Origin of the sequence: Glaciibacter superstes DSM 21135 (genome assembly GCF_000421145.1) — a bacterium.
Classification (GTDB): domain Bacteria; phylum Actinomycetota; class Actinomycetes; order Actinomycetales; family Microbacteriaceae; genus Cryobacterium; species Cryobacterium superstes.
In genome coordinates, this window is record NZ_ATWH01000002.1 from 104,495 (window position 1) to 129,503 (window position 25,009).

General features: G+C 64.7%; 18 protein-coding genes. 9 read left to right on the plus strand and 9 right to left on the minus strand.

The window, feature by feature from the left end; translation table 11 throughout:
* The first annotated feature begins 20 nt into the window (after positions 1 to 20).
* Positions 21 to 749, plus strand: a complete 729-nt coding sequence (locus K323_RS0102675; protein WP_022883743.1) for a DUF2652 domain-containing protein — start codon at positions 21 to 23, stop codon at positions 747 to 749.
* A gap of 89 nt (positions 750 to 838) precedes the next feature.
* On the opposite strand, the gene K323_RS0102680 is transcribed toward K323_RS0102675, so the two are convergent.
* Entirely contained in the window at positions 839 to 2,020 is a 1,182-nt protein-coding gene (locus K323_RS0102680; RefSeq protein WP_026851143.1) for a GDSL-type esterase/lipase family protein, read from the minus strand.
* Between the two features lie 178 nt (positions 2,021 to 2,198).
* Between K323_RS0102680 and arfB the strand changes: the two genes are divergently transcribed.
* Positions 2,199 to 2,621, plus strand: a complete 423-nt coding sequence (arfB, locus tag K323_RS0102685) for an alternative ribosome rescue aminoacyl-tRNA hydrolase ArfB (protein ID WP_022883744.1) — start codon at positions 2,199 to 2,201, stop codon at positions 2,619 to 2,621.
* 280 nt (positions 2,622 to 2,901) lie between these two features.
* Here arfB and K323_RS0102695 read toward each other — a convergent pair whose 3' ends face one another.
* A complete protein-coding gene (locus K323_RS0102695; RefSeq protein ID WP_026851144.1) occupies positions 2,902 to 4,053 on the minus strand; it encodes a hypothetical protein in 1,152 nt (383 codons plus the stop codon).
* Between the two features lie 194 nt (positions 4,054 to 4,247).
* On the opposite strand from K323_RS0102695, the gene K323_RS0102700 reads away from it, so the two are divergent.
* A complete protein-coding gene (locus K323_RS0102700; RefSeq protein ID WP_022883747.1) occupies positions 4,248 to 6,158 on the plus strand; it encodes an FAD-binding monooxygenase in 1,911 nt (636 codons plus the stop codon).
* A gap of 19 nt (positions 6,159 to 6,177) precedes the next feature.
* Here K323_RS0102700 and K323_RS0102705 read toward each other — a convergent pair whose 3' ends face one another.
* The 3 genes from K323_RS0102705 to K323_RS28700 all read right to left on the minus strand — a co-directional run bounded on the left by K323_RS0102705 (position 6,178) and on the right by K323_RS28700 (position 16,599).
* On the minus strand, positions 6,178 to 6,888 hold the full coding sequence (locus K323_RS0102705; protein WP_022883748.1) for an IclR family transcriptional regulator: 711 nt from the start codon (positions 6,886 to 6,888) through the stop codon (positions 6,178 to 6,180).
* A 124-nt stretch (positions 6,889 to 7,012) separates the two neighbouring features.
* Positions 7,013 to 9,085, minus strand: coding sequence for a PhoX family protein (locus tag K323_RS0102710; protein WP_022883749.1), 2,073 nt, complete (start codon positions 9,083 to 9,085; stop codon positions 7,013 to 7,015).
* 248 nt (positions 9,086 to 9,333) lie between these two features.
* Positions 9,334 to 16,599 carry a metallophosphoesterase gene (locus K323_RS28700; RefSeq protein WP_022883751.1) on the minus strand — a complete coding sequence of 2,422 codons (7,266 nt, stop codon included), beginning with the start codon at positions 16,597 to 16,599 and terminating at the stop codon, positions 9,334 to 9,336.
* Between the two features lie 203 nt (positions 16,600 to 16,802).
* On the opposite strand from K323_RS28700, the gene K323_RS28705 reads away from it, so the two are divergent.
* A complete protein-coding gene (locus tag K323_RS28705) occupies positions 16,803 to 17,312 on the plus strand; it encodes a MarR family winged helix-turn-helix transcriptional regulator (RefSeq protein ID WP_022883752.1) in 510 nt (169 codons plus the stop codon).
* Positions 17,309 to 17,965 (plus strand): hypothetical protein, encoded by a 657-nt coding sequence (locus K323_RS0102730; RefSeq protein WP_026851146.1) that lies wholly within the window; start codon positions 17,309 to 17,311, stop codon positions 17,963 to 17,965. The genes K323_RS28705 and K323_RS0102730 overlap by 4 nt, the downstream gene beginning before the upstream one ends.
* Before the next feature lie 22 nt (positions 17,966 to 17,987).
* On the opposite strand, the gene K323_RS0102735 is transcribed toward K323_RS0102730, so the two are convergent.
* The gene (locus K323_RS0102735) at positions 17,988 to 18,881 is read right to left on the minus strand and encodes a DMT family transporter (RefSeq protein ID WP_033372344.1); all 894 of its coding nucleotides are present in this window, start codon (positions 18,879 to 18,881) and stop codon (positions 17,988 to 17,990) included.
* Between the two features lie 40 nt (positions 18,882 to 18,921).
* Here K323_RS0102735 and K323_RS0102740 point away from each other — a divergent pair, with 40 nt between their 5' ends.
* The 3 genes from K323_RS0102740 (at position 18,922) to K323_RS0102755 (ending at position 20,868) form a co-directional block, all read left to right on the plus strand.
* Positions 18,922 to 19,422 carry a MarR family winged helix-turn-helix transcriptional regulator gene (locus K323_RS0102740; protein WP_026851148.1) on the plus strand — a complete coding sequence of 167 codons (501 nt, stop codon included), beginning with the start codon at positions 18,922 to 18,924 and terminating at the stop codon, positions 19,420 to 19,422.
* Between the two features lie 43 nt (positions 19,423 to 19,465).
* Positions 19,466 to 19,588, plus strand: coding sequence for a hypothetical protein (locus K323_RS30635; protein ID WP_022883756.1), 123 nt, complete (start codon positions 19,466 to 19,468; stop codon positions 19,586 to 19,588).
* Positions 19,589 to 19,917: 329 nt separating this feature from the next.
* Complete coding sequence (locus K323_RS0102755; protein WP_022883758.1) at positions 19,918 to 20,868, plus strand: NAD(P)-dependent alcohol dehydrogenase; 951 nt, start codon at positions 19,918 to 19,920, stop codon at positions 20,866 to 20,868.
* Between the two features lie 47 nt (positions 20,869 to 20,915).
* On the opposite strand, the gene K323_RS28710 is transcribed toward K323_RS0102755, so the two are convergent.
* Positions 20,916 to 22,073 carry an alpha/beta hydrolase family protein gene (locus K323_RS28710; protein WP_157509323.1) on the minus strand — a complete coding sequence of 386 codons (1,158 nt, stop codon included), beginning with the start codon at positions 22,071 to 22,073 and terminating at the stop codon, positions 20,916 to 20,918.
* Between the two features lie 116 nt (positions 22,074 to 22,189).
* Positions 22,190 to 23,080: an SDR family oxidoreductase gene (locus tag K323_RS0102765; protein ID WP_022883760.1), complete on the minus strand. Its 891-nt coding sequence runs from the start codon at positions 23,078 to 23,080 to the stop codon at positions 22,190 to 22,192.
* Between the two features lie 124 nt (positions 23,081 to 23,204).
* Between K323_RS0102765 and K323_RS0102770 the strand changes: the two genes are divergently transcribed.
* Positions 23,205 to 23,771 (plus strand): TetR/AcrR family transcriptional regulator, encoded by a 567-nt coding sequence (locus K323_RS0102770; RefSeq protein WP_022883761.1) that lies wholly within the window; start codon positions 23,205 to 23,207, stop codon positions 23,769 to 23,771.
* A 419-nt stretch (positions 23,772 to 24,190) separates the two neighbouring features.
* On the opposite strand, the gene K323_RS0102780 is transcribed toward K323_RS0102770, so the two are convergent.
* Positions 24,191 to 24,988, minus strand: a complete 798-nt coding sequence (locus K323_RS0102780; protein WP_022883763.1) for an NAD-dependent epimerase/dehydratase family protein — start codon at positions 24,986 to 24,988, stop codon at positions 24,191 to 24,193.
* Between the last annotated feature and the right edge of the window lie 21 nt (positions 24,989 to 25,009).

A 25,009-nucleotide genomic window follows, 5' to 3' on the forward strand; every position in this document is an offset into this window, starting at 1 on the left:
CCTGGTGGGATTCTAAGGATATGGAATCTGGGCGTGCGGTCCTGCTGATCGCGGACATCGGTGGGTATACCGACTACATGAGCACCCACCGGATGAGTCTGGCGCACGCCGAGGTCAATACCGCACGGATGCTCGAGAAGATGATCGATGCCGCTCCAGGCTACGATCTCATCGAGATCGAGGGCGACGCAGCATTCCTCTCACGTCAGGCCGACGCACGCGAACCCGACACGACCGTCACGGAGATTCTCCGCGTTGCCGTCGCCATGCACCGGGCTTTCCATCTCGAGCGCCAGAACGTCGCGACGAACCTCTGCCCGTGCGCGGGCTGCAAGGAGGCGGACAATCTGAAGCTGAAGTTCGTGGCGCACATCGGCGACGTAGCGGCCCAGACCATCCGGCAGCGACACAAGCTTGTCGGGATCGACGTCATTCTTGTCCATCGACTTCTGAAAAATCCCGTGCCCATACCCGAGTACGTCCTGCTTTCCGAGGAGCTCTACAGCACTGGTGAGACATCCATACGCGATTCCGCACACGAGATCTCGCCGGAGCTCGAGGGGATCGGAACCGTCCGCGCGTACTTCGTCGACGTCGGGGACCTCGATCGATCGCTCCCGCCGCTGCCCGCGCCCTCCTGGCGTGGTCGCCTCGGGAGGACATTCGCGGCGGCGGGCCTTGGCCTGCCATACATGCTCGGCCTGCGGCGCCCCCGCCGCGCGGTGGCGCCTCGGCGACCCGCGCTATGAGATCCGGTTGGATAGGATCAGGGCTGCCGATCGAGGGTGATGGCCATCGGCAGCCGCCGAGTCGCGCACCGGTATGGCATCGCCGCGCGTCAGCGACCTGAAATCGACAGCGGGCCGCCTTCGCTGAAGGCGAGCCGCGCGAACCGTTCGCCCATCAACTGGTGCGTTGCAGCGTCGGGATGGAGGGCATCCGGCAGCGGGAGTTCGACTGAGTCGTTCTCTCCATATAACCGGAGTCCATCGAGGAAGTAGAGGTTGGGGTCTGCGGCCTGGCGCTCCCGCACGATGCGCTCCAGTTCGCCACGAATGACTGTCAAGGTCAACTTCCCGAAAGCGCTCTCGGCTGGGTCACCCGTTGCGCGGAACCTGCGCTCGCCGGCGGCCAGGGCGTCCGCGTCGAACGAGACGGGCCCAGGGGTCTCCTCATGAATCCCGCAGTAGATCGGGGAGACGACCAAGATGGGAGTGGTCGGGTTTCCCTCGCGGATCGTGTCGAGGAACCCGTGGACGGCCGGCCCGAAGGCTCGCAGGCGCATGGTGTCGGCATTTACGACGTTGATGCCGAGCTTCAGACTGATGAGGTCGGCAGGGGTGTCGCGGATGGTGCGGGCGGTGAACGGGTCGAGCAGGGCGCTTCCGCCCAACCCGAGATTGACCAACTCGGTTCCACCCAGCCGTGCAGCGACCGCCGGCCAGATGCCGGTCGGGCTCGCGGCATCCGACCCATGACTGATCGAACTGCCGTGATGAAGCCACACCGGCAGCTCAGACGCCGGCGCCGGTTCCACAGGAGCGTTCGTGCGCAGCTCGAGAATCTCGATCTTCTCGTTGTGAGGCAGCCACATCTCCACGGACTTCAACGCATCGGGGAGGTCAGCGAAACGGATCGTGCTCGCCGGACCGGCCTCCTGCTCGGCGGCGCCGGTAGCCATATCGACCGTGATCGTCGTGCCACCCGATGTCGCAGCTTGGGCAACGACGTCGCCATCAACGACGAGATCAACGCGTCCGTCAGGGCGAGGGGGAACGCCGACGTAGGCGAACCTCGAGCGCAAGACATCGAGCTCAATCACCGTCGCGCGCGTGCGGAAGACGATCCGCACGCCGGACGGCTGTGCCTCCACTGATGCGAGTTGCGGGTCAGCGCACTGCTTGCGCGCCCAGGTGGGGAGTCGATGCGGCAGGATGCCGCGCTCGGTCTGCTCGAGCTCGGCAGCACCTCGCACGAGGCTCGCGGTGATCGGGGAGGTGGTCAAGCTCTGGGAGGGCATGCGTGCGTCTTTCGTGATGATGACGCGCGTTCGCGCGTCGGCCACTGGTGGAAGGGAATCGAAAAGGTCTACTCGCGGATCGGAAGGGGAACGCCCAGCCCTTCCTCGGCAACGAAAAGGCTACCGCTAGATTCGGCGCACGAGGACTGAACAAATGCTTTTGTGCAACGCTTATCTTATGGATCTGGAGGTGTCACCGACGCTCACGATTCCGGCGTCTGAGCTCAGTTGGCGCTTCTCACGTTCGTCCGGCCCAGGCGGTCAGCACGTCAACACCTCGGACAGTCGCGTTGAGCTCTCCTGGAGCGTCGCAGATTCGACAACGCTCTCCGATGCCCAGCGACAGACGTTGCACACGCGACTGGGGCGTCGCCTCGTTGGCGGAACCGTCACCGTTACCGCCTCGGAGCGGCGCTCCCAGCTGCGCAATCGCGAGATCGCACTGAGCAAACTTGCCGACCTCGTGAGTGCGGGTCTTGCTCCCGATGGGCCAAGTCGGCGTTCTACGAAACCCACGCGCGGCTCAGATCGGCGACGTCTCGCTGCAAAAGAACAGCGCTCTGAAACCAAGAGGCAGCGACAGCGTCCGTCGGCCGAATAGAACCATCGCGTGAAGACCGTTGCTGGAGGGATCAGGTGTTCGCGCGATCATGGCCCGGTTCTTCGCGGTGATGGGACTTCGCGTTGAGCTCGGCCAGGAACTCCTGCCAGGTACGCTCGCCCCGTTGGAGGTGCTCCCCGGCGAGGTTGTCTACTGCGAGATTGTCTGCGGCGCGATAGGCGCGACCGACCGCACCGGGGATACCGAATCGGCGCGGTTGAAGGGTCCGTCGGCTCCACAAGCAAAACCAAATCAGCGGAACGAGTGTGCGCTAGAAGTGTCAGTCGAGAACGTTCGCGACGATGGCCGCAGCAATCAGAACGGCAGGGGGAAGTACCCAGATGAGCACGGTGCGGCCGAATGCCAGACGAAGTCGTCGACCGGGTTTCGCCACCAATCCGCCCGTCGCAGCGTCGGGTTCCCCGGCCGCCTCGACAGGGGGACGTCCAATGCGGTGTGGGTCCGTCGCATCCATTCGGGGTCTCTGCTCTATGCGGTCGTCGCGCCAGCGCTCCCAACGGGTGATTTTCTCGCCAAGCGCAAATATGGCGTCCCGCAGGCCTTTCCAATCCGCCGGATCGAGGGTGACGACGTCGCGGCTGCGAACGAAGAAGAGCCAATCGTCGATGATCTCGATATCAAACCCGCGCACCCCGTCGATGAGGCGCACCATCACGTCGGGAGTGAACAGGTAGAGGGCATCACGTTCGTACTCCTCAGGGCAGTACAACGAGAAGTACTCGTCGAAATCGCCCTCGAGGGAGAGCCTCTGAGCGCGCGCCGGCAGAACCGCCGCTGACACCACCGCTGGAGATCCGCCTTTCGCGTGCAAGACGATGTGGGGCAGATGTGTGGACAGGCGCATTGCGCCGTAGCCGCCGAACTGCGTGCTCTGGCTCCCCGCCGGTCCGGACTTCAGCTCATAGTTGGCAAACTCGATCGATCGCTGCGAAACCGGATGGATCACTCGGCTCACCGTGAGCTGGCCTCGGTCTGCCCACGGTGTCACATGGGTTCCCTCATACGGTCCGGGCAGATAGGTCATGCCGTTCTCATAAGCGAACTTGGCGAATCGGTAGTGCCGTTTCGGGGTGCCTCGACGTGCTGACCTTCGAATGAACACCCAGGTGAGCATGATGCCGCCGAAGAGGAAGAGTCCGGTGATAGTGGACATGCCGACCAGTTGGCCGGCCATATCCGGTGCGGCCTCCTCGATCTCCTGAGAAATTCCGACGGCCATGGCGAGCAGGCCGATGAGGCACGTGAAGAGCACAAAACCCAGTGCGACCCGCTGCGCGGGTGCGAGGAAGCTCCCCACACCCGGATTCGCTTCGGAGAATGCGCGGAAGAATTTGCGCACGTCCCGGCGTTTGATTCGCTCCGTCAGCGCTTCTGTGCGCAGGCCCGTCTTGTTGCCCTCGACCGTCTGCACCTGCAGCATCCTCCATACTTTTGGTGCGAACCGGTCGCGCCACCCCTTCGAGGGTACGTGGTTTGAATCCGAGTGGCTTGTCGAGCACTGACAGCGGTTGTATCATCACCTCGAGCGATATACGAATCGGATGTTCGATAATAGAACATTCTGATGGCGACGTCCGATCCACCCACATTGAAGTGAGGAAAGCCGTGCAGTTCCACCACCACGGGTACGTGTCCACCGATCCGCGCATCCAAGCGGCCAGGGGCGCCGGCATCGATCGTCCGAAGGAACTGCCAGAGCGCGTTGACGTCCTCATCGTCGGCTCTGGCCCCGCCGGAATGATCACCGCAGCCCAGCTGTCCCAGTTCCCCGGCATCACCACCCGCATCGTCGAGCGACGGGATGACCGTCTCGCAATCGGTCAGGCAGACGGCATCCAGGCCCGCAGCGTCGAGACCTTCCAGGCGTTCGGCTTCGCCGAGCGCATCATCGCCGAGGCCTACCGCATCACCGAAATGGCGTTCTGGAAGCCAGACCCCGACGACCCGTCACGCATCATCCGCACCGCCCGTGCCGTCGACGACCCGACCGGCATCAGCGAGTTCCCCCACCTCATCGTCAACCAGGCACGCGTGCTCGACTACTTCGCCGAAGTGATGGTCAACTCGCCGACACGGATGACGCCGGACTACGGCCTGGAGTTCCGCACCCTCGAGAACACGAACGAGGGCGAGTATCCCGTCACTGTGACGCTGGTGCACACGACGGGTGAGCGGGCGGGGGAGGAGTTCATCGTCAACGCCAAATATGTGGTCGGCGCCGACGGGGCCCACAGTGCCGTGCGCGAGTCGATCGGCTGCACGATGGCCGGCGACCAGGCCTTTCACGCCTGGGGCGTGATGGACACCCTCGCGGTGACGGACTTCCCCGACATCCGTACAAAATGCGCAATCCAGTCCGGATCAGGCGGAAACATCCTGCTCATCCCTCGCGAGGGCGGATACCTGTTCCGCATGTACGTCGACCTGGGCGACGTGCCCGCAGACGGTCACGGAGCCGTTCGGAAGACGACGATCGAGGAGATCATCGCGAAGGCCAACGACATCCTCCATCCATACACGCTCGACGTGAAGAACGTCGCCTGGCACAGCGTCTACCAGGTCGCCCACCGCCTCACCGACCGGTTCGACGACGTGCCTCAAGACCAGATCGGCACTCGTACTCCTCGAGTCTTCATCACCGGCGACGCCTGCCACACCCACAGCGCCAAGGCCGGTCAGGGCATGAACGTGTCAATGCAAGACGGCTTCAACCTGGGTTGGAAGCTCGCGCACGTGCTCGACGGTCGCAGCCCAGAGAGCCTGCTCGCCACCTACTCCGCCGAGCGTCAGGTCATCGCCAAGAACCTCATCGACTTCGACAAGGAGTGGTCAAGTCTGATGGCGATGAAGCCGGAAGACCTCAAAGACCCATCAGAACTCGAGGACTTCTACACCAGGACCGCCGAGTTCCCGGCCGGCTTCATGACGCAGTATCCACCGTCGATGCTGATCGGCGAGTCGACTCATCAGGCACTCGCCGCGGGGTTCCCCATCGGCAAACGCTTCAAGTCCGCCGCGGTCGTTCGCGTCGCGGACACCAATCCAGTGCAACTGGGGCACCACCATCGCGCCGATGGTCGATGGCGTCTGTATGCGTTCGCGGATGCCGCTGCCGCCGGTGAGGCCTCGATGCTCACTGATTGGGCGGAATGGCTGCAAAACTCGCCCGAATCACCGCTGCTCGTGCACACTCCGGCCGGCACCGACATCGACATCGACAGCATCTTCGACGTCAAGGCCATCTACCAGCAGGCCCACACGGGTGTTGACATCGGCCGTGTCCCAGAGGTGTTTCTCCCCAGAACCGGCCCGTTCGACCTCATCGATTACGAGAAGGTGTACTCCGCTCAGCCGGAGCATGACATCTTCGACCTCCACCAGATCGACCGCGGCGGCGCCGTTGTAGTGGTGCGCCCAGACCAGTACGTGGCGAACGTTCTGCCGTTGACGGCGACGAAAGAGCTGTCGGAGTTCTTCCGCTCGAACCTGCTGTGCAACCGGGTTCCGCGCGAATAGGCAGAGATATTCCTGAGACTCACGCCCCGTACGCGCGTGCGACGCTCTGAGCGCCGAGTTTCAGGCGCTCGGCGATCTCGGCCTCTGTGCGATCGAAGGAAACGTGGATGACGGCGATCGATGCGGGTGGCTGCCCGGAAAGGATCAACGGCACGGCGACGGAGCGCAGCGAAGGGACCACCTCATCGTGGCTGTGGGCGTAACCCCGCACCCGCGTTTCGACGAGCTCGGCACGCACCTCATCGCTCAGGTCGGCGGGCCAGGCACTCTCCGGCATCCCGAGCAGTATTGCCTTTCCCGGTCCTCCGCTGCTGATCGGATGCCGGTGGCCAGGACGATACGACACCGCAACGGACTGGCGTGGTGCCGCGCTCACCAGCGTGACGACGTCGCCGCTGCCCTGGAGAACAGCGAGCAGGCAGGTCATACCAAGATCATTGGCAATTTCGTTGAGCACAGGGAGCGCGGCTTGCTGCAGGTTGCGTGCGACGCCTGACGTGAGCGCGGCAAGCCCCGCGCCCAGTGCAAACTGGCCGGCGTGGTCTCTCGTGACGAGGTCATGGTGCTCGAGGGTGCGGAGCAGTCGATACGCGACAGAGCGATGCACCCCCAAGGCATTCGCGAGGTCGGCAATAGACAGGTTGCGGTCGGCGCTGGCGAGAATCTCCAATAAACGGATGCCGCGGCTCAACGTTTGCGAGCCGGCTTGCGTGCCAGTGGGTTGTTCCATCCTTCGCCCAGCCTTCTGATCCCAGTCGCACAGCAAGCGTCACACCATGTGAGTCCCGTGTTCGATAATAGGACAACCGAAGTCGGGTCAGGGTTACCTCGGCGGGATTGATGCCGTAGCCGGATCAGGCCTTCCAGACCTGTGCCACCGACGGCCGCGGCCCTGCCCATGCGCCCAGGGCGGTCGCACCGGCCGGAAGATAGTCGGGGAAGAGCGAATGCTGGGCATCCCACGAGCCGTCCTCGCCCGGATGCTGCACGGCGACGAAGACCATCGACTCCTGGTCGCGGATGATGGGGCCGCAGGTCTCCGCCTCGCGCGGCACCGAGAGGAACTGCTGCGCCCGGCCTCGCTCAGCGCCGACCAGCGGCACCTTGAACAGACCGTCCCCGTAACCGATGACACCGGCAGCACCGTCGGTCGAGATCCACAGGTTGCCCTCTGAGTCGAAGGCGACGTTGTCCGGGCACGAGATCGGCGACACCTGCTCCGGCGGGAAGCCGGCGAAGTAGGTCGAGTTGTTCGTGGCGGGGTCGCCGCAAACGAGCAGAATGTTCCAGGTGAAGGTTGTCGCGGCGGCGTCATCGCCGTCTTCGATGATCTCCACGATGTGGCCGTCGCGGTTGGTGACGCGAGGGTTCGACTCGGTCGCCCCTTCCTTGCCGACCTTCCCGCGATCGGTGTTGTTGGTGCAGGCGACGTAGACCTTGCCGGTGAGCGGGTTGGGTTCGACATCTTCGCAACGGTCCATCTTGGTGGCGCCGACGGCATCCGCGATGATGCGCGTCGTGACGAGCGCCTGCTCCGTGGTGAACCCCGGCACCTGGCAGACGCCGTCGATGACCAGCGGGATCCATTCGCCGGTGCCGTCGAAGAGTCCGTCAGCGGGGAGCGCACCGCTTCCGGTGATCTCGGCCGCCGGTGAATCGCCGACGAAGCGGGCGACGTACAAGCTGCCGCGGGTGAGGAGGGTCTTGTTGTGCCTGCGGGACTTTGCGCCGTTGCCGCCGTCGAAGGTGTCCAACGACACGAACTTGTAGAGGTAGTCGAATCGTTCGTCGTCGCCCATGTACGCGGCCACGTGCCCCGTCTTGCCGACGATGACGTTCGCGCCCTCGTGCTTGAAACGGCCGAGTGCGGTGTGTTTGACGGGCGGCTCGTCTGGCGCCTCTGGGTCGATCTCCACGATCCAGCCGAATCGATTCGGCTCATTCTCATACCCGAGCGTCGTCGCGTCGAAGCGTGGGTCGATGGCCTCCCACTTTCGCCCGGTCGGATTGTTCACCAGACCGTACCGCAGGTCTGCCGCACTGGTGCCGGCGGTGCGGAAGTAGCCGTTGAAGTTCTCTTCCCCAGAGAGTACGGTGCCCCACGGGGTGGTGCCGCCGGCGCAGTTGCCGAGCGTGCCGAGCGCCGTGGTGCCGGTGGGGTCGTCAATCGTCTGCAATGACGGGCTCCCGGCGGCCGGGCCGGTGAAAGTGAACGGCGTGGATGCCGTGACACGCCGGTTCCGCGGCGCGCCCACCCTGTACTCCCACGGCTGACCGCGACGGTGGCGACGAAGTTCCACGACCGACATGCCGTGCGCCATCATGGCGATGCGGCGCTGCTCATCCGCCTCCTCGTCGGTGAGGGCGGGCGGGAACATGATGCCTTCGTTGGTGTACTCGTGGTTGGCGACCAGGAAGGCGCTCTTCCCGGAGCGGTTGCGTTCGATGATGTCGATGTAGTCGTTGTTATAGCCGAACTGGCGCGACTGCAGGTCGGCGCTCTGATGGGCCGGGTCGAAGTGGTCGACGGCGGAGAAGATCGGGTCGCCCCAGCGGATGAGGGCGCTCCAGTCATAGCCGGCCGGCACGACGAACTCATCGATTGCGGCGGGCACCGGGGCGATGGGGGAGAAGGGAAGGCTGCCGCCGGTGGCGGGAGCGGCCGTCGCGGGAGCGGGAGTGCCCAGGTCGGCGCCGATCAGGAGTGCGGCCGCGCCGGCGCCCATGCCGATGAGGAGGCTGCGGCGGCTCAGCGCCACGCCGGCGATGTCGCGGAAGTACTCGTTCGTGCTGGTGTTCGGCACAGGGTGGAAGCACGCATCCGCACACTTGAGGTGACAGGTCACCGCGCTCCGCTTGCCGAGGGTATGACCCGCCATCGGCAGAAGCGGAAGGAGCTTGCGTTCCGGATCGATAGACAGCGTCATTGCGACTCCTCAATTCTGGTGGCCCCCGAGCGGGGGTGGTTTTACCCTGCCAGCGTGAGGTGGCGCGCGGGTTAACGGATGACGAACGGCCGACCCGTTGGAGGTCACTCCGCGATCTCCCTGATCGCGCCGTGGCGGCGGTCCCAGTCGGCGCCGATTGCGTCGAGCAAGTCATTCTCAGCTGCGACCCAACTGCACCTCTGCAACGACGCCCCAATGATGTCGAATGGGGCGCCGTTGCAGGGTGACTAGTGCCGCGGGAGCGGACGTCGTCGCCGAGCGATCAACAGGCCGCCTCCAGCGGCCGCCACCAGCAGGGCAAGTGCGGCCATCCAGCCGACGAATGCGCTGTCGACGCCGGTGCTAGCCAGGTGTCCCGACAGCGTGCTGTTGTTATCGCCGCCACCGCCACCGCCGTTGCCATTACCGGCAATGTCGACACGAGCCGACGCCACCTCCTGGCCTTCGTGCAGCACGACGACACGGTGCTCGCCTGGTTTGGTCGGCGCCGGGATAACCCCATCAAGGGCGAAGGCACCCAGTTCATCAGCAGTGACGCTTCCCAGTACCGCCGGAGCCGAGTGCAACTCCACCGAGTACACAGCACCCGGAGCGAAACCTCGTCCGGTGACAGTGACCGTGCCGCCCGACTTGAGGTCGCCGGTCACAACGATCGTTCCATCGTGACCAGGCTCGCCAGGTTCGCCCGGCTGGGCGACCTCCACCGCGTTCGACTCGTCTGACGCTACTGACCAACCAGCACTGTTGAGCGCACGCACCGTCGCGGTGTACGTACCCGGCTTCACGCCCTCGAACACCGCCGAACGCACGTCGGCGCCGACCGTCGCTTTGGTGCCATCACTCAGCGAGACCTCGTACTGCTCGATTGGCGCGCCGCCGTCTTCCAATGGTGCCGACCACTCGACCTTCACCGCATCGCGGACTGCGTCGGCGACAACATCCGTCGGCGCACCGGGAGCCTCTGCTGCCGTCACCACGAACGTCGAGACCTCGCTGCGGGTGATGTGACCTGCTTCGTCTGCCAGCTCGACGTACCACTCGTAGCGGTTGTCGGGAGCCACGCCATCGAGAACGACACTCACCGCATCCGTTCCCACGGTCGTCTGCCTGGGGCCGACCTTGCTCGGCTCACCCGCCGCGACGGTCAGCGAGCTCGTGGCCAGCGTGCGTGTCGTGGAACCGCCGAGATCGACGTCGAGCACGAAGTTCTCGGTGTCGTGACCGTAGAGCCCTGGAACCTGCCCCTCACTGATCGGGTTGCGCCACGGGCCGTCGGAGGTCGCCGTATCGAGCAGCGGCGAGTAGGTATTGAAGTAGATCAGGTCGTTCTCGGCGTCGACGCTGATGTGCTTGAGGTACTCCTGCCCGCCATACACCCGGCCCTGGTAGTCGGTCAGCACACCGTAGGCCAGACCACCACCGGGAGTTGCCGCCGTCGTGACACCGGTACCCGTGATGTGCCCGCCAAGCACGAGCTTCACGTTGGCATACGGCGTCACCAGGTTGTCGACGACGTGACCGTTCGACCAGTTGCCGACACCGATGCCGATCGAGTTGTGCATGCCGAGGATGACCGTGTGGTCCTGATGGGTCTCGATGACCTCCCGCGCCCAGGCAATGCCGGTTTCGTTTCCGTCATCGATGGAGAAGAAGCCCACGGTGAGGAACAGGAGCTTCGCCCCATTGACCTCTGCCGTGTAGTAATAGTTGTCGATCTCATGGCTGCCGCCGAAGGTGAACGGGCTGCCCTCGAGGCTCGCTTCCATCCGTGACATCGGGTAGTGCGTCGGCAGCATCACGCGGTCGTTCCTGCCCTGGTCGACATCGTGGTAATCGTGGTTGCCCCACGACACCATGTACGGCAGGTCGGCGTCTTCCCACGCCTGCACCGCCGGCTCGACGTCTTCGTACTGGTACTCCTGCGACAGGTATGGGCGGTTGACCAGGTCTCCGGCCTGCAGCGCCAGGATCGTCTTGCGTTCCTCGGCCATATCGGCCACATACTCGAACTGGTCGACCATCAGGTCAGGCGTCGCCTGCGCGTACAGCTGGGTATCTGGCACGTGGTCCATCGCCCAGTCGTAGGTGGCCGGGTCGGGCAGCTGATCGAAGTCATAGCCGACGTCCGTTGGCACCTCGGTGAGCCCGCGCCAGATGAGGAGGTGCAGTTTTCCCTCAGCCACGGCGTTCTCTTCGGCGATGGCGGTCACATCAAGAGCGACCTCACCGCCGTCTTTGTCTGACCCAGAGTCCTTCAGCAGCCACTGGCCCGTCGCGTTGTCATAGACGTAGGCCGAGACGGTGCGATCGTCTGCTGTGCCATTCCAGGTGAGGTGGAACTGATCCTGCGCGGCCTGCTTTTTCGTGAGCGAGACCTCGTAGATCTGGTACGGGTTCTGGTTCTCTCCGACCGTTGTGGTGAAGAGTTCACCGGTGACCTCGCCGCTTGTGGGCGTCACGGTCGTCGGCACGCGATCTCCAGTTGCCCCGGTGCGCACGACGGTATTGGAGGCATCGAGTGCGATGAGGTCGTCGGCATAAAAGGTCGCCTCCACGCGCTCGAGGTCGTCGGTGCGCGGTGTGGCTGTCAGTGTGACTTCCGGCTTCTTGCCGCCGGCCTGGTCTGCATCATCCGTGACCTCTGGTTGTGCGGGCGCAACCGTGTCGCTCACGATGACGTCGACCGTGGCTGTGCCGCGATCATTACCGCTTGTGGCGGTGAGGGCGATCGTCTGCACGCCGATCTCGTTGACCGGCACCGCGATGGTGAATGGCCCGGCGTCGACCTCTTCTGATGACACCTCATCATCGGCGATCGTTGCGGCGATCGTCGCCCGCTTGCTGAGCGTGCCGGTCACCAGGGTCAGACCGGCCTCCAGCTCGGTGCCCTGCGTTGGCGTTCCGATGATGAGCTGCACCGGGTCGGTCCCACGCTCGGCACGGTCGCCCACGGTCACCGCGTCACCGAAGAGGTTGGCGTAGCGGAACGCCTCGAAGTCGGGCGTGAACGGAATGCCGGCGATCTGCACTTCGTCGACCAGGCCGGGGAACGGCGCGGCGAGCGTGCCGTCGTTGGTGTAGTAGTCGCCGATCGTGGTGAACACGGCGGGATCGGAGAAGGTCGTGCGGTATTCGAGGAACTCGCTGTGTACCTCGGCTCCATCGACGAAAATCGAGTAGGTCATGCCGTCGTAGGTCTGGGTGACCAGGTGCGGTGTTCCTGCCTCCGGCGCCGCGAACTGCTTGTTGATGTCGACATCGCCGAACTCGAAACTGTTGCCCGCCAGCCGTGTGCCGAGCTGGCCATCGGTCAACGCACCTTGCCAGAATGCGGCACGGCCGTCATCCGTTGCGCTCTCCTTGGCGACGATGGGGGAGTTCTTCCCTGTCGCTGCCAGCCCAGCCAGTTCGTCTTCGGTGAGGGTGTAGATGGAGCTGAGCGTGAAGCGGTCGAAGTCGCCGCCCACGTCGCCTGGGTATTCGATGCGGCTCTGGCCGAAGTCGGCTGCGGTCGTGCCGTTCGTCGATTCGACGGTGGTCAGCGCTTCGCCGACAACCGTGCCCGCCTGGGTTCCCGTCGAGTCGACACGCGTCTCGCCGCCCTCGCTCGCCTCTGCCAGGTGCTCGACCAGCGAATAGCCACCGCTCCATACCTGGGTCGGGTCGTTCGCGGAGTTTCCGCCACCGAAATAGGCCCAGATGACGGATGCCGCTTCCGCGGGAACCGCGGGCATCTTGACCCACAGCACCGAGGTGCCGTTCTGCTCCCAGTGCTCGATCTCGAATGACAGCGGGACCCCGTTGGCGTCGAAGACCGCCAACGACTCGGCGGCGGTATCCGGGGTGTCCGTCAGCGTGACGCGCACCGGTGCATCCGTGAAATCGGACCGCGTGGTGTTCTGCACAGTGATCGGCTGGCGCGCGGTGGCTTCATCGTCTGCCCACGCGATCGTGCTGCCATCCGTTGAGACCAGGCCCTGGAGTTCGCGGAGTCGCTGTTCGACGGCCAGCAGTTTATCGAGGTTGCCGATGGCCCCACGTTGAGCAGCACTGAGGGCGTCAACCGCTTCGCGTGCCGAGCGAACCGCGGCTGCGTCATCCGTCTTCAGGGCGTCAACATCCGGAAGCGCGTCAATCTGGCCCTCCACCGGGGAGATCTGCCGGTCGATGCCGAAACTCTCGAACACGCGTGGGCTGCCTTGGTCACGGATGTCGTAGACGTCGACCGTGAGGCGATCTTCGGTCACAGCGATGCCGGTGAAGTTCTCGGTGGCCTGCTGACCGGTGCGATCGAAGAGCTGCAGGTAGGCCTCGATGTCGATGCCGTTCTCAGGAGCCGTTGCCTGCGTGTAGTGCTTGGCGCCCGCCGTGTTGGGCAGGAAGTAGATCGTGCCTTCCGGGTCGACCGCATACTCGGCCCGCTTACCGTTCTTCATCTCTGTGATGACTGTGGTTTCCACGGCGCGCGCATTCTCGACGCCGTCAGGGTCGGAGACGAGCACCTTGCTGCGGCTCATGACGTGGTCATGCCCCTGCAGCACGAGGTCGATGTCGAGCTCGTCGACGAGGGGAACCAGCACGTCACGCATCGCGATGACGTCGCCATCGTCAAGATGGTTGGCCGTCGTGTACGGGCCCTTGTGAATGCTCATGATGATCCACTGGGCGCCGGCCTCGCGGGCGGCCGTGACGTCGGAGCGCAGCCACGCGAGCTGGGCTTCACTGAGGTTCTGCTGGGCGTCTTCGTTGGTGTTGAGCACAACGAAGTGCGCCCGGTTGTAGTCGAAGGAGTAGTAGGCGCCGCTCTCGGTGTTCTGACCGTTCTGGGCGTCGAGGGCATAGTGGTCGACGAACGCACCGGCGGTTGACTCATGGTTGCCGGCGGCCGGCGCCAGTGTCGTGTTCAGCAGGCTCGGCTGCGCAGAGTCGAGCAGGTCGATCCAGTCCTGTTCGCGCTCGCCGCTTTCAACGTGGTCGCCGTTGTGCATGACGAACTCTGCGTTTGGCACGTGTGCGAGCGACTTGGCGATCGTCGAGGCGGAGAGCTGTGCCTCTTCCAGGTTCTGCGACTGGGTGTCAGTGAGGTTGATGAAGCTGAAGTCGTCGCTTCCGTCGCTGGTCTCGAACGTGCCTGTCGCGCTCCACACCGACTCGAGACGGTCGCCAACCTGGTAGTAATGCGTTGTTCCGGGAGTCAGACCGGTCGCGACGGCTTGGTAGAAGGTCTCACCGTCACGGCTGGTCTTGCGCTCAGCCGGGAAGTCCACGGTCGACTCGCCAACCGGGAACTGGGCATCCGTGCTGATTCGCACGACGGGTTCGCCGCCGTCGATGCTGCTGTACCAGCTGAAGCCGCGCTGCGTCTGGCTGTCGCCGTAGAAGGTGGTGGCGATGCGGTTCGGCCGCTGGTGCCCGGTCACGAACTTGGGCACCGGGTGACCCAACTGGTCATCGAAGCGCCAGTCGTCGGCGAAGTCCCAGCCGATGGCCTCATAGGTTGCCTGTTGCTGCAGTTGTTCTGCAGTGGTGTCCTGGCCGTTCTGGTCGTCTGCGGCGCCGGTGACAGTGTTGCCGCCGATGAGGATGCCGTCGAAGGCGAGGTTGCCGGTCAGAGAGGCGAGTCGGAACTCGGCCGGCCCTGAGTAACCGACGATGCGACCGGCGAAGCCCGGAACGGTGCCGCTGTACGCGATGTCGCCGGAGTACGCGACGTTGGCTTCGACCGCGACCGCGTTGTTCCTGCCCGGGTAGGCGACGATGTGCCCAGCGTCAACGCCTCTGACGCCGCCATCCTGGCGCACGGTGAGGGCGACGGATGCCAGGTTGCCGACGATCGACGCCTGGTCTGCCGCGTATGAGGTGATGCCGGCCGGCATCTTGTCAGCGGAGATCGTTCCATCGACCCAGTTGGTGTGGATGACGCTCGCCCCGCGAATCTCGGCGCCGAGCCCGGCGACCTTCTCGGCGTTCGGCGCGCTGAGGTCGGCGTCGATGATGCTCACGCCTTCGACGGTGCTGTCGGTGATGCTGACCGCGAGCCCGGCGACCCAATCGGGGTTTTCGCCACCGTCTGCCGTTACTCCCGCGAGCGTGAGGTCGGTGACGGATGCCCCGGCCAGCTTCCGAAAGAAGCTCAGTTGGTTGGCCTGGTCGCCGCCCGTGCTGCTTGGCGCATAGGTGAGGCCGGCGATGGTGTGGCCGGAGCCGTTCAGGGCGCCCTCGAAGAGGTCGATGCCTGCAAAGGGGGTTGCATCGGTGAAGTCGAGATCGGCGGTGAGCAGGTAGTACTTGTCCCCGGTGTACTTGGCGTTGCCGCCGCTCAGCTGCTCGGCGAGATATTCGAGGTCGAATACTGTGCCGATCTCGAACGGGCTCTGCTCGGTGCCCGCGCCGAAGAGGCTGTGCGAGAAGTTGGGGACGGGGTGGGCGAGCTCGTCGTCCCAGCGCCAGGCATTCATGAAGTCCCACCCCAGCTGCTCGTAGGTCGCGCGCTGGGCGAGTTGCTCCGACGTGGTGTCGGTTCCGTGCTGATTGCGCGTGCCTGGGCCGCTGACGGGAGCACCGGAGATGGTGATCGCGGTGTTGGCGAGGTTTTCAGTGGCCGTCCAGCCTTTGTATCCGGTGTAGCCGGCGATGCGGCCGACGAAGCCGTCCACCTTTCCGGTGTACGCGGTGGAGCCGCCGAAGGCCACGTTGCCGGCGAAGGTTCCACTGTTCGGGTTGCCCGGGTAGGCGAGGATGTGGCCGGCGTCGATGCCGCGGGTGCCGGCGTCACCACCGCTGACGCCCACGGTGAAGTCGGCCTCGACGAGGTTGTTTGCGATGCGCGTGGTGTTCTTCGCGTATGAGACGACGCCGCCTGGCATCTTGTTGGCGACCAGCGTTGCCTGCACCCAGTTGTCTGTGACGGTTCCACCGTCGAGCTCGGCGACGAGGCCGCCGACCTTCTCAGCGCCGGGGGCGACGAGTTCGGCTCCGATCACGCTGTTGCCTGTCAGGGTCGAATTGACGGCGTACACGGCAATGCCGGCGACGAACCCGGCGTTGTCGCCGTTGTCTGCACGTGCTCCATCGATGGTGAGATTGCGAACCGTGCCGTCCGTGACCCGACGGATCAGTGCTCGGGTGTCGCGATTGTCGTCGCCGTCGCCAGGATGCGTGCCGTAGACGATGTCGCTGATCGAGTGACCCGCACCGTCGAGCACGCCAGAGAACGTATTGATGCCCGCGAACTCAGCACCGCCGAAGTCGATGTCTGCGGTGAGCGCGTAGCTCGCGCCCGAAAACTGGCCGGGCGACTCGTTGATCGCGTCGGCGACGGCCACGAGGTCGTCGGCGCTGGCGACCTGGTACGGGTCACCATTGCTCCCCGACCCGGACAATGGGAGTTCTGCTGCGGTCGCCATCGGGGCAAGGCCCGAAAGTACGAGGCCACCGGTGACGACGGAGACAAGGGCTGTAAGCGAGAGGAAAGAGGAACGCGAGCGAGGCATAGGGACGTTTAATCGATTCAGTTGGCCCCGAAGGGAGGGCTGGAGGATTCGGTCTGCGACAGCGGACGCCGCCCCCGTAGCCAAGCGGCTCGCCATGAACGACACGCAGGGGCTGGGTTAACGCCAGTGAAACTCCGTCAAGCGGGGGCCATGACGGTAGGGTCAAATCATGAAGATAGGTAACAATGTAGTACCATCAGAACATGACGCCCGAGATCGCCGTGCTCGACAGGCTGCTCGAGGTCAGCGAGCTCTTCCAGAAAGACATGGCACGTGCCTTCACGGGCACGCCGCTCACACCGTCTCGCACCCGGTTGCTCTGGGACCTTGCCGCGAATGGGCCGTCTGCGCAGCACGTGCTCGCCACTCGGCTGGAGATGAGCGCCCGAAACGTCACCGGGCTCGTCGACGCGCTTGAGGCGGGTGGGTACGTCACCCGCTCTCCCCACCCAAGCGATCGGCGAGCGATCATCGTGGACTTGACGGCATCCGCTCGCCGGTTCATGCAAAACATGCAGCGAGAACACGCCGAGCTCTCGGCCGAACTACTTGGCGCCGTCGACGAGGCCGACCGAGAACCGCTGATGCGCGGCATCACCGCCATCTCCTCGCGGCTGCGCGAGCTCATCGCTACCGAGGGGGAGAGTGGCGAGGGGGAGAATCGCGGGGAAGAGCGTGCCGGGGGAGAGCCGGGCGGGACGGTGAAGACGTGAGTGTACAGACGACACCGAGACCTCCGGCATCCGTTTGGCGGCGTATCGCCGGATTTCTGAAGCGGGTGCTCCTGCTGGAACTCGGCATCTACGCGAGCATCGCTCGCTTCATCGGGCGGCGGCCCGCCGTGCCGCACGGAGCTGCCGGGTTCAGTTTCCACAAGCCGGTGCTCGCGATCCTCATCGTCTTCATCCTGGTTTCAGCCGTTGAGATTCCGATCGTCGACCTGATCGCGCACCGCTGGCCGGCCGTGCGCATCCCGTTTCTGATTCTCGGCATCTGGGGGCTCACGTGGATGCTCGGCCTGCTCTGTGGATATCTGGTTCGCCCGCACACTGTCGGACCAGACGGCATCCAGGTGCGGGACGGCCTCGAGGTCGACATCGCGCTCAGCTGGGACGATATCGCGTCGGTCGCTCGAGACCTGCGCATCGAGGAGGAGAAACCGCCGAAGATCATCGAGTCCGATGATTCGCGCACCCTCATGATGCACATCAACAACGAGACCAACGTGGAGATCGAACTCGAGCGGCCCACTGTCGTGCGGCTGCCCGGCGGCGGAGCACTCAGCGGCGATCAGGCGGTCACCGTTGTGCGGATGTGGGTGGACGAACCACGTCAGTTCCTGGACGAGGTGCGCAAGTACATTTGACGGATTCTCACTGCACGGATTCTCACTGCACGGACTCTCGTTGTACAGCCGCGGTCGCTGGTGTCTTGCGCCGAGCGCGCCGTTGACCAACCAGCACCCCAACGAGCACGAGCGCAGTGCCGAGCCCCTGGGCCGGTCCGAAGGACTCAGCCGCAAGCAGGGTGCCGAGCGCTACGCCCGTGACCGGATTGAGCAGGCCGATGAGGCCGACGGTCCCGGCGGGCAGGTGTCGCAGGCCGGTGAACCAGGCAGCGAATGCGAGGGCGGTGGCGACGATGCTCACGTAGGCGAACCCTGCGACGGCTGGTCCGTCGAGCACGGGTGGGGCGCCCTCGATGAGGAAGGCGAATGGCAGGACGAGTAGGCCGCCGCCCATCAATTGCCACGAGGTCACAGCGATCGTTGCCTCACCGGATGCCCACCTCTTGGTGAGAACGTAGCCGACTGAAGACATAAGCATGGCGACGAGCGAAGCAACGACACCCCAGGGCTCCACAGGGGTCTCGCTGTCACCCACCAGCACCCACACGCCTGCGAACCCGAGTATCGCGCCAGCGGCGGCGGTCACGGTGGGCCGTTCAGCCAGTATCGGCCAGGCGAGGAGCATGAGCACCCCGGCCGACGTTGCCATGATCGTCGCGGCAACGCTGGAGGGTAACAGCTGGGCCGCGACGTAGATGAGCACGAAGAACGCACCGACATTCAACGTGCCGAGTACGAGTGATTTCCACCACCAGGAGCCTCGGGGCAATCGTCGTGCAACGAGCAGCAAGAGGATGCCGGCGGGCAGCGCACGAAGCGCCGCACCCCAGAGCGGGTCGCCTTCAGGAAGGAACTGCCGCGTCACGAAGTAGTTCGAGCCCCAGGCGATCGGGGCGATCGCTGTCAGGAGTATCCAGCGCCATTTAGCTTCCATGGAAGGTACTATACCTTCCGTGGAAGGTACTATGAACCCCATGGCTGAGTACACCGATCGCGTTGCCCGCATCCAGGCGGAATGGAAGCGTGAGCGCCCCGACCTCGACGTCACGCCGCAGGGAATCATCGGTCGGCTGCACAGGCTCGCCGCGCACCTGACCGGCGAACTGGTCGAGGTGTATGCGCGCCACGGCCTGGGGGAGGGGGAGTTCGATGTGCTCGCGACGCTTCGAAGGGCCGGAGCGCCGTTCGAGCGCGCGCCGGGCGACCTCGCAGAGCACACGATGGTCACGACGGGCGCGATGACCAAGCGGCTCGACCGTCTCGCAGATGCTGGTCTCGTCGAGCGCCGCGCTGCTGAAGGGGATGGGAGAAGGCGGATCGTGGCACTGACGTCCGCGGGCCTCGAGGTGATCGACGCTGCGTTCACCGATCACATGGCGAACGAGAGACGGCTGGTGGCGCAGCTCTCGGCGGAAGACCGTGACACGCTGGAGAAGATTCTCGCGCGGTGGCTGGCGAGTCAGGAAGGCAGCTGAAGAACCGCCACTCGCGTTCAAACGATCGGAATCGGGGGACTGCGTGGGCAAAACGCAAGATAAGCATGGGCTGACGTTTCCGGTGGCGCTGATCGTGATCACTCTCGTGTTCGTCGTGCTCCTCGGCTGGGGCGCGATCGACACCCCCGCCAACGACGCGGACTGATCGCGCGTCCGAGACTGAGCGAGGTCCTGGGTCGAGGGACGGAATCGGCGCTGACGCTCGTGTCGGCTCCCGCAGGATTCGGCAAGACGACAATGCTGACCGAGTGGCTGGCATCCGCCCCTGCCGATAAGTGGTCGGCCGCCTGGTTCTCGCTGGACTAGCGGGACAACGATCCTGCGCTCTTTTGGACCTACTTCGTCAATGTGGCTGGTCGGCTAGGTGGTGGCCGGTTGGGCCCACAAGGGCCCGGCCGCACCTCGTTCCTGGCCCGCGCGTACACTGACTGGCATGTGCAGTTCCTCGCGTCGCGCGCGTGACAGCCGATCAGCATGAGGGCCGTCGTCTACGACAGGTACGGCCCTCCCGACGTGCTGAGAGTCGAGGAGGTTCGTGTGCCGTCACCGGGCGCGCGCCAGGTGCTCGTTGAGGTTGCCGCGACATCCGTCAATCTCTCGGACTGGGAAGGGCTGCGGGGATCTCCGATGTACGCGCGGATCGGGGGACTGCGAGCCCCGAGGCGTCGGGTGCTCGGCTCCGACATTGCCGGACGTGTCGCGGCCGTCGGCTCCGCCGTCACCCGGTTCAGCGAGGGCGATGAGGTGTACGGCGACAATATGGGCCTCATGGGCGGTTTCGCCACGTACGCGGTGGCGCCCGAAGCGGCGCTTGCCCACAAGCCGGGGGAGTTGACGTTCGCCGAGGCCTCGACGCTGCCCCAGGCAGCCTCGATCGCGCTTCAGGGAACCGTCAGCGCACGCCGCGGGCAGCGCGTGTTGATCAACGGGGCGGGCGGCGGGGCCGGCTCGTTCGCGATCCAGCTCGCCAAGCTCTCCGGATCGCACGTGACCGGCGTCGACAACGCGGGCAAACTCGATTTCATGCGGGAGCTCGGTGCCGACGACGTTGTTGACTATCGCAGGGAGGACTTCACTCGGCTCGAACCGTTCGATCTCGTGCTCGATCTCGTCGCGCACCGATCGGTGTTCGCCTACCGGCGGGCGTTGGCTCCGGGCGGCCGCTACCTCTGCGTGGGCGGCACTGTGCGAACGGTGCTGCGAGTGGTGACTGTCGGGGCTGTGCTCGGCCTGCTTACCGGGCGTCGGCTGGGACTCCTTCTTGCGAGGCAGGGCCCGGCGCAATTCGAGCCCGTCGCAGCGCGTTGCATCGCCGGAGACCTTCGCATCAATATCGACCGCCTCTACCCGCTCGAGGAGGTGCCGCAGGCGCTCGCCTACGTCGGTGAGGGGCGCGCGCTCGGCAAAGTGGTCATCACACCATAGAAGTCGATGCGCAAGTCGATGCGCAGGACCTATCGTCGAGGTCCAGCTCAACTATCCGGCGTGGCTTCCGAGAACTGGCTGACGAACTCCGCAAGCTTCTGCTCGTAGGCCTCAGGGTTGATGTTCCAGCTCTGGATATGGCCGGCATCTGCCACTGGGACATAGGTGGCATTCGGCAGGGATCCGGCGAAGAACTCGCTCTCCGACGGCGGAACCAGTGGGTCGGAGAGTCCCTGAAACAGCAGGATTGGAAGGTCTTCGAAGGCAGCTGTCTGGGTGAGCTCATCGAGTTCGTTCAGATCGATGTCTCCGCGCCAGGCCACGGCGGCCTGCAGTGGCGCCCCGAGGAGGTTCAGGTTGAACCGGTCGGCCTGATTCTGCAGCACGCCGGCCCAATTGAGCACCGGCGCGTCGAGCACCATTCCCAGCACCTTCGATGCGTGCTTGGACTCGTGCATGAACCGAGTGACGATGCTCCCGCCCATCGAGTCGCCGTAGAGCACAAAATCGGTGGCGCCCTGGTCCAGTGCATAGTCTGCAGCGGAGTCGAGGTCTTTCCATTCGGTCTGGCCGAGGGAGATGAGGCCGTTCGGGCTCGCCGGAGCGTCGACATCGTTGCGATAGGTGATCATGAGGGTCGGCAAACCGGCATCGACGAGCACGGGCAACGGGCGAAGTGCACTCTCCCGTTCTCCGTCGATGCCGTGCACGAACAGAACCCAGGTGGACCCCTCGCCCTCAACCTGCCAGGCAGGCATTGAACCGAGTTCTCCGTCGATATCGACGTTCTTGAACGGGATGCCGAGACTGGTCTGGGGGTCGGTGTTGTAGATGTTGGGGTTGAGACCGACCTTCATGCCAACGGCGAGTTCGCCGACAATGTTCGAGATGGGGCGCGTGACGGTTCCGTCGCCAGTCGAGCTGACGGGTCCGATCGTGGCTGTGCCGGTATTGGGACCGGCATCCGTGTCCCACAGCAACCCGTATGTCCCGACGCGCTCGGTCGCCGCCATCTTCGAGAGGGTGACCTCGCTGTCGCTGAGGTCGACAATGCTCCCCGCGGGCGTCGAGGTGTTGTGATGTGGCGTCAGGAGCAGCTGCGCACCACCGAAGACGATCACGCAGGATGCGAGGAGCGCCGCGAGAACGACTCCTCCCAACGCGATCCATGGCCACCGGCGTCGTGCGTGAGGTCGTCGTCCCATATTTGGTAACTCTAGTGGAGGGAAGCCTCGACCTCGCAGCGACGGTGAGAGGGGGCAACATTTTGCTAGTGTCGCCGCGTGCAAACGAGCAGAAGCTGGCACCTCATCCGGGTGAACTATTCGAAGTAGTACCCGGCCTCCAGGTCCTCCATCAGGGTGGGGTGCGTCGGCACCCAGCCCAGCAGTTCCTGGGTGAGCTCGCTCGACCCGGGGCTGTCGAGGGAGAAGATGGGCCCGACCCAACCGAAGTGCGCGGCGGCATCCTCTGGCGCGACGGACACGGTCGGGATGTTCAGGTGGCGGCCGATCACCTCGGCGATGTCGCGTGCTCGCACGCCCTCCTCGCCTATTGCGTTCACGATGGCACCGGCCGGAGCATTCTCGAGCGCGAGCCGCACCAGGTGGGCGGCATCGCGACGGTGCACGGCGGGCCAACGGTTGGCGCCGTCGCCCACGTAACCGGAGACGCCTTTCTCGCGCGCGATGCCCGCGAGAACGGCGACAAAGCCGTGGTCCCCTTCACCGTGCACGGTCGTGGCGAACCGCACGCTCACAGGGCGCACTCCGCGGTCGGCGTAGTCGAGCGCGAGTTGCTCGCCGCCGCCACGCGGCGCATCCGGCCCACTGCCGGCCGCGACACGCTCCGTTGCGATGCGGCCGGGAGCGATACCGGTCACACCGGATGCGAAGAGGAAGGGGCGATCGGAGCCTTCAAGGGCGTTGCCAATCGTCTCGACAGCCGCGCGCTCAGTGCGGCCGGCGCCGGCCATGTCGGTGAAGTCGTGTTTGAAGGCCAGGTGGATGACGCCGTCGGAATCTTCTGCGCCGGCGTGAAGGCTCTCAAGATCGTCGAGGCTGCCGCGTCGCACGCCGACACCGGCGGCCGTGAGCGCGGTCGCCGCCTCAACCGTGCGGGCGAGGCCGACGACCTCGTGACCGGCGGTGATGAGTTCGGGGACGACGGCGGAGCCGATCCAGCCGGATGCTCCAGTGACGAATACTCGCATGAGTGAAACCTCTCTTCTCGCTCGGCCTGGCGGTCGAGCTCTTGATGTCAGTTACTGTCATCAGCGTAGCACGACATGTCAGTCGCTGTCATCGGTAGTCTCTTTCATCGGTAGACTCGTGAGCATGGCGCGATGGGAACCGGATGCAAGTGGTCGCCTGACGCGCGCCGCTCTTGAGCTCTATGCGGAGCACGGCTACGAGCAAACGACAGTCGCAGACATCGCCGAGCGCGCCGGCGTCACCGAACGCACCTACTTTCGCTACTTCGCAGACAAGCGCGAGGTGCTGTTCGACGCTTCTGGTGCCCTTCAGGAGTTGGTCGTTAGCGCCATCGCCTCTGCACCACTCACGCTGTCGCCGATTGAGACCATTGGTGTCGCGATGGAGAACGCCGCAAGTTTGCTGCAGGAGCGCCGCGAATTCGCTCGGCAGCGCGCATCCGTCATCGCCACCAATCCCAGCCTGCAGGAGCGCGAACTGCTCAAACTCGCCCTACTCGGGGCTGCGGCGGCCGAAGCGTTGCGTGCCAGAGGCGTGCGGGAGGCTGCCGCCGCACTTGCCGCCGAGACCGGAGTCATGGTGTTCAAGATCGGGTTCGAGAAGTGGGTCGCAGAGGAGGAGTCCGGGGACTTCCCCCAGCACATCCGTGATGCACTCGACGATCTCAGATTGCTCACCGCAGTCACCTGATCCGTGGCGCTGCAGGCTCACGACGCGAGCTGTCGTCGCTTCGTATTGCGTTCTTCGGCTTGATCGTCATCTCGCTGCTGTCGCTGCTCTTCTCGCGTGGCATCCCATCTGAGCTGATCGTCAAGGCCAGGGCACCTGCTGCCGCGAAGCGTGGCATGTCGACCAGCCACGATTGATTCGCCGGTCACGACTCGGATGCTGGTCACCTGACTAGGACGAATTGGGCAGCTCGGTCCGAAAGGAGGATGGATCGCGCTCTCAGCGGAGCTTTCTCCTCCTTTGGTGCGGAGTTTGCGATGGTGAAGGCACCCGCGCCGGTGCGGCTGTTTTGCGCCCGCTGGTTGCGGTGCGCTCGCTCGTATTAGTATTGCTTGCGTGCGGTGCTAATGCGTATTAGCATTGACCTACGACAGCGGAGGCTACGACCAATTGACTCCCATAGGGTGAGCGTCATCCACGAATGGTCCACCGAGCACGGTGGGGTACCCGACGCGCATGGATTGGTCAATCGACGCGGCGAAGGCCTCGGCATCGTCCACCGGGAAGAACCCGATCGCTTCGCCTGCGTCGAGCGAGACGACTCCTCTGGCATTTCGCGAGACGCCCCACACGATGTGATGGCCGGGGGACTTCAGGTTCAGCACTGCGATAGCAAGGCGGCAGAAGTCGTCAGGCGAGAACCAGAAGCCAAGACCCCTTTCACTCGTCGGCGCGGGTGCGAAGTTGAGGATCCTTGCCGAAACGACAGTCATGCCGTAGCGGTCGGCGTACGCACTGCCGAGAGCCTCGAGCGCAACCTTGCCCACACCGTACAACGTGTCAGGACGCGGCGGAAACACCGGGATATCGCCTGCCTCTGCGATCGGGGTATATCCGACTGCGTGTACGGAGCTCGCCAGCAGAAAGCGCGTCACATCGGCGCTTCGACCTGCTTCGAGAATGTTGTATCCGCCGCGGATATTGGTCGCGACGATGTCGTCCCACGGGCGCTCCCTCGGATAGCCAGCCAGGTGGATCACCACATCGGTGCCGACGAGCGCCTCAGGCAAGCCATCGATCTCTGTGACGGAGAGTTGGTGAAATGTCTCATTGTCTCCGACGGGTTCGGCCGGCGAAGCAATGTCAATCAGGACGAGGTCGTGGCCCAAGGCGCGCAGTCGAGGGCGCAACGAGGAGGCCATCGTGCCAGCGGCTCCCGTGATTGCGATTCGAGACATGGGTGGTCCTCCTGGGAGACA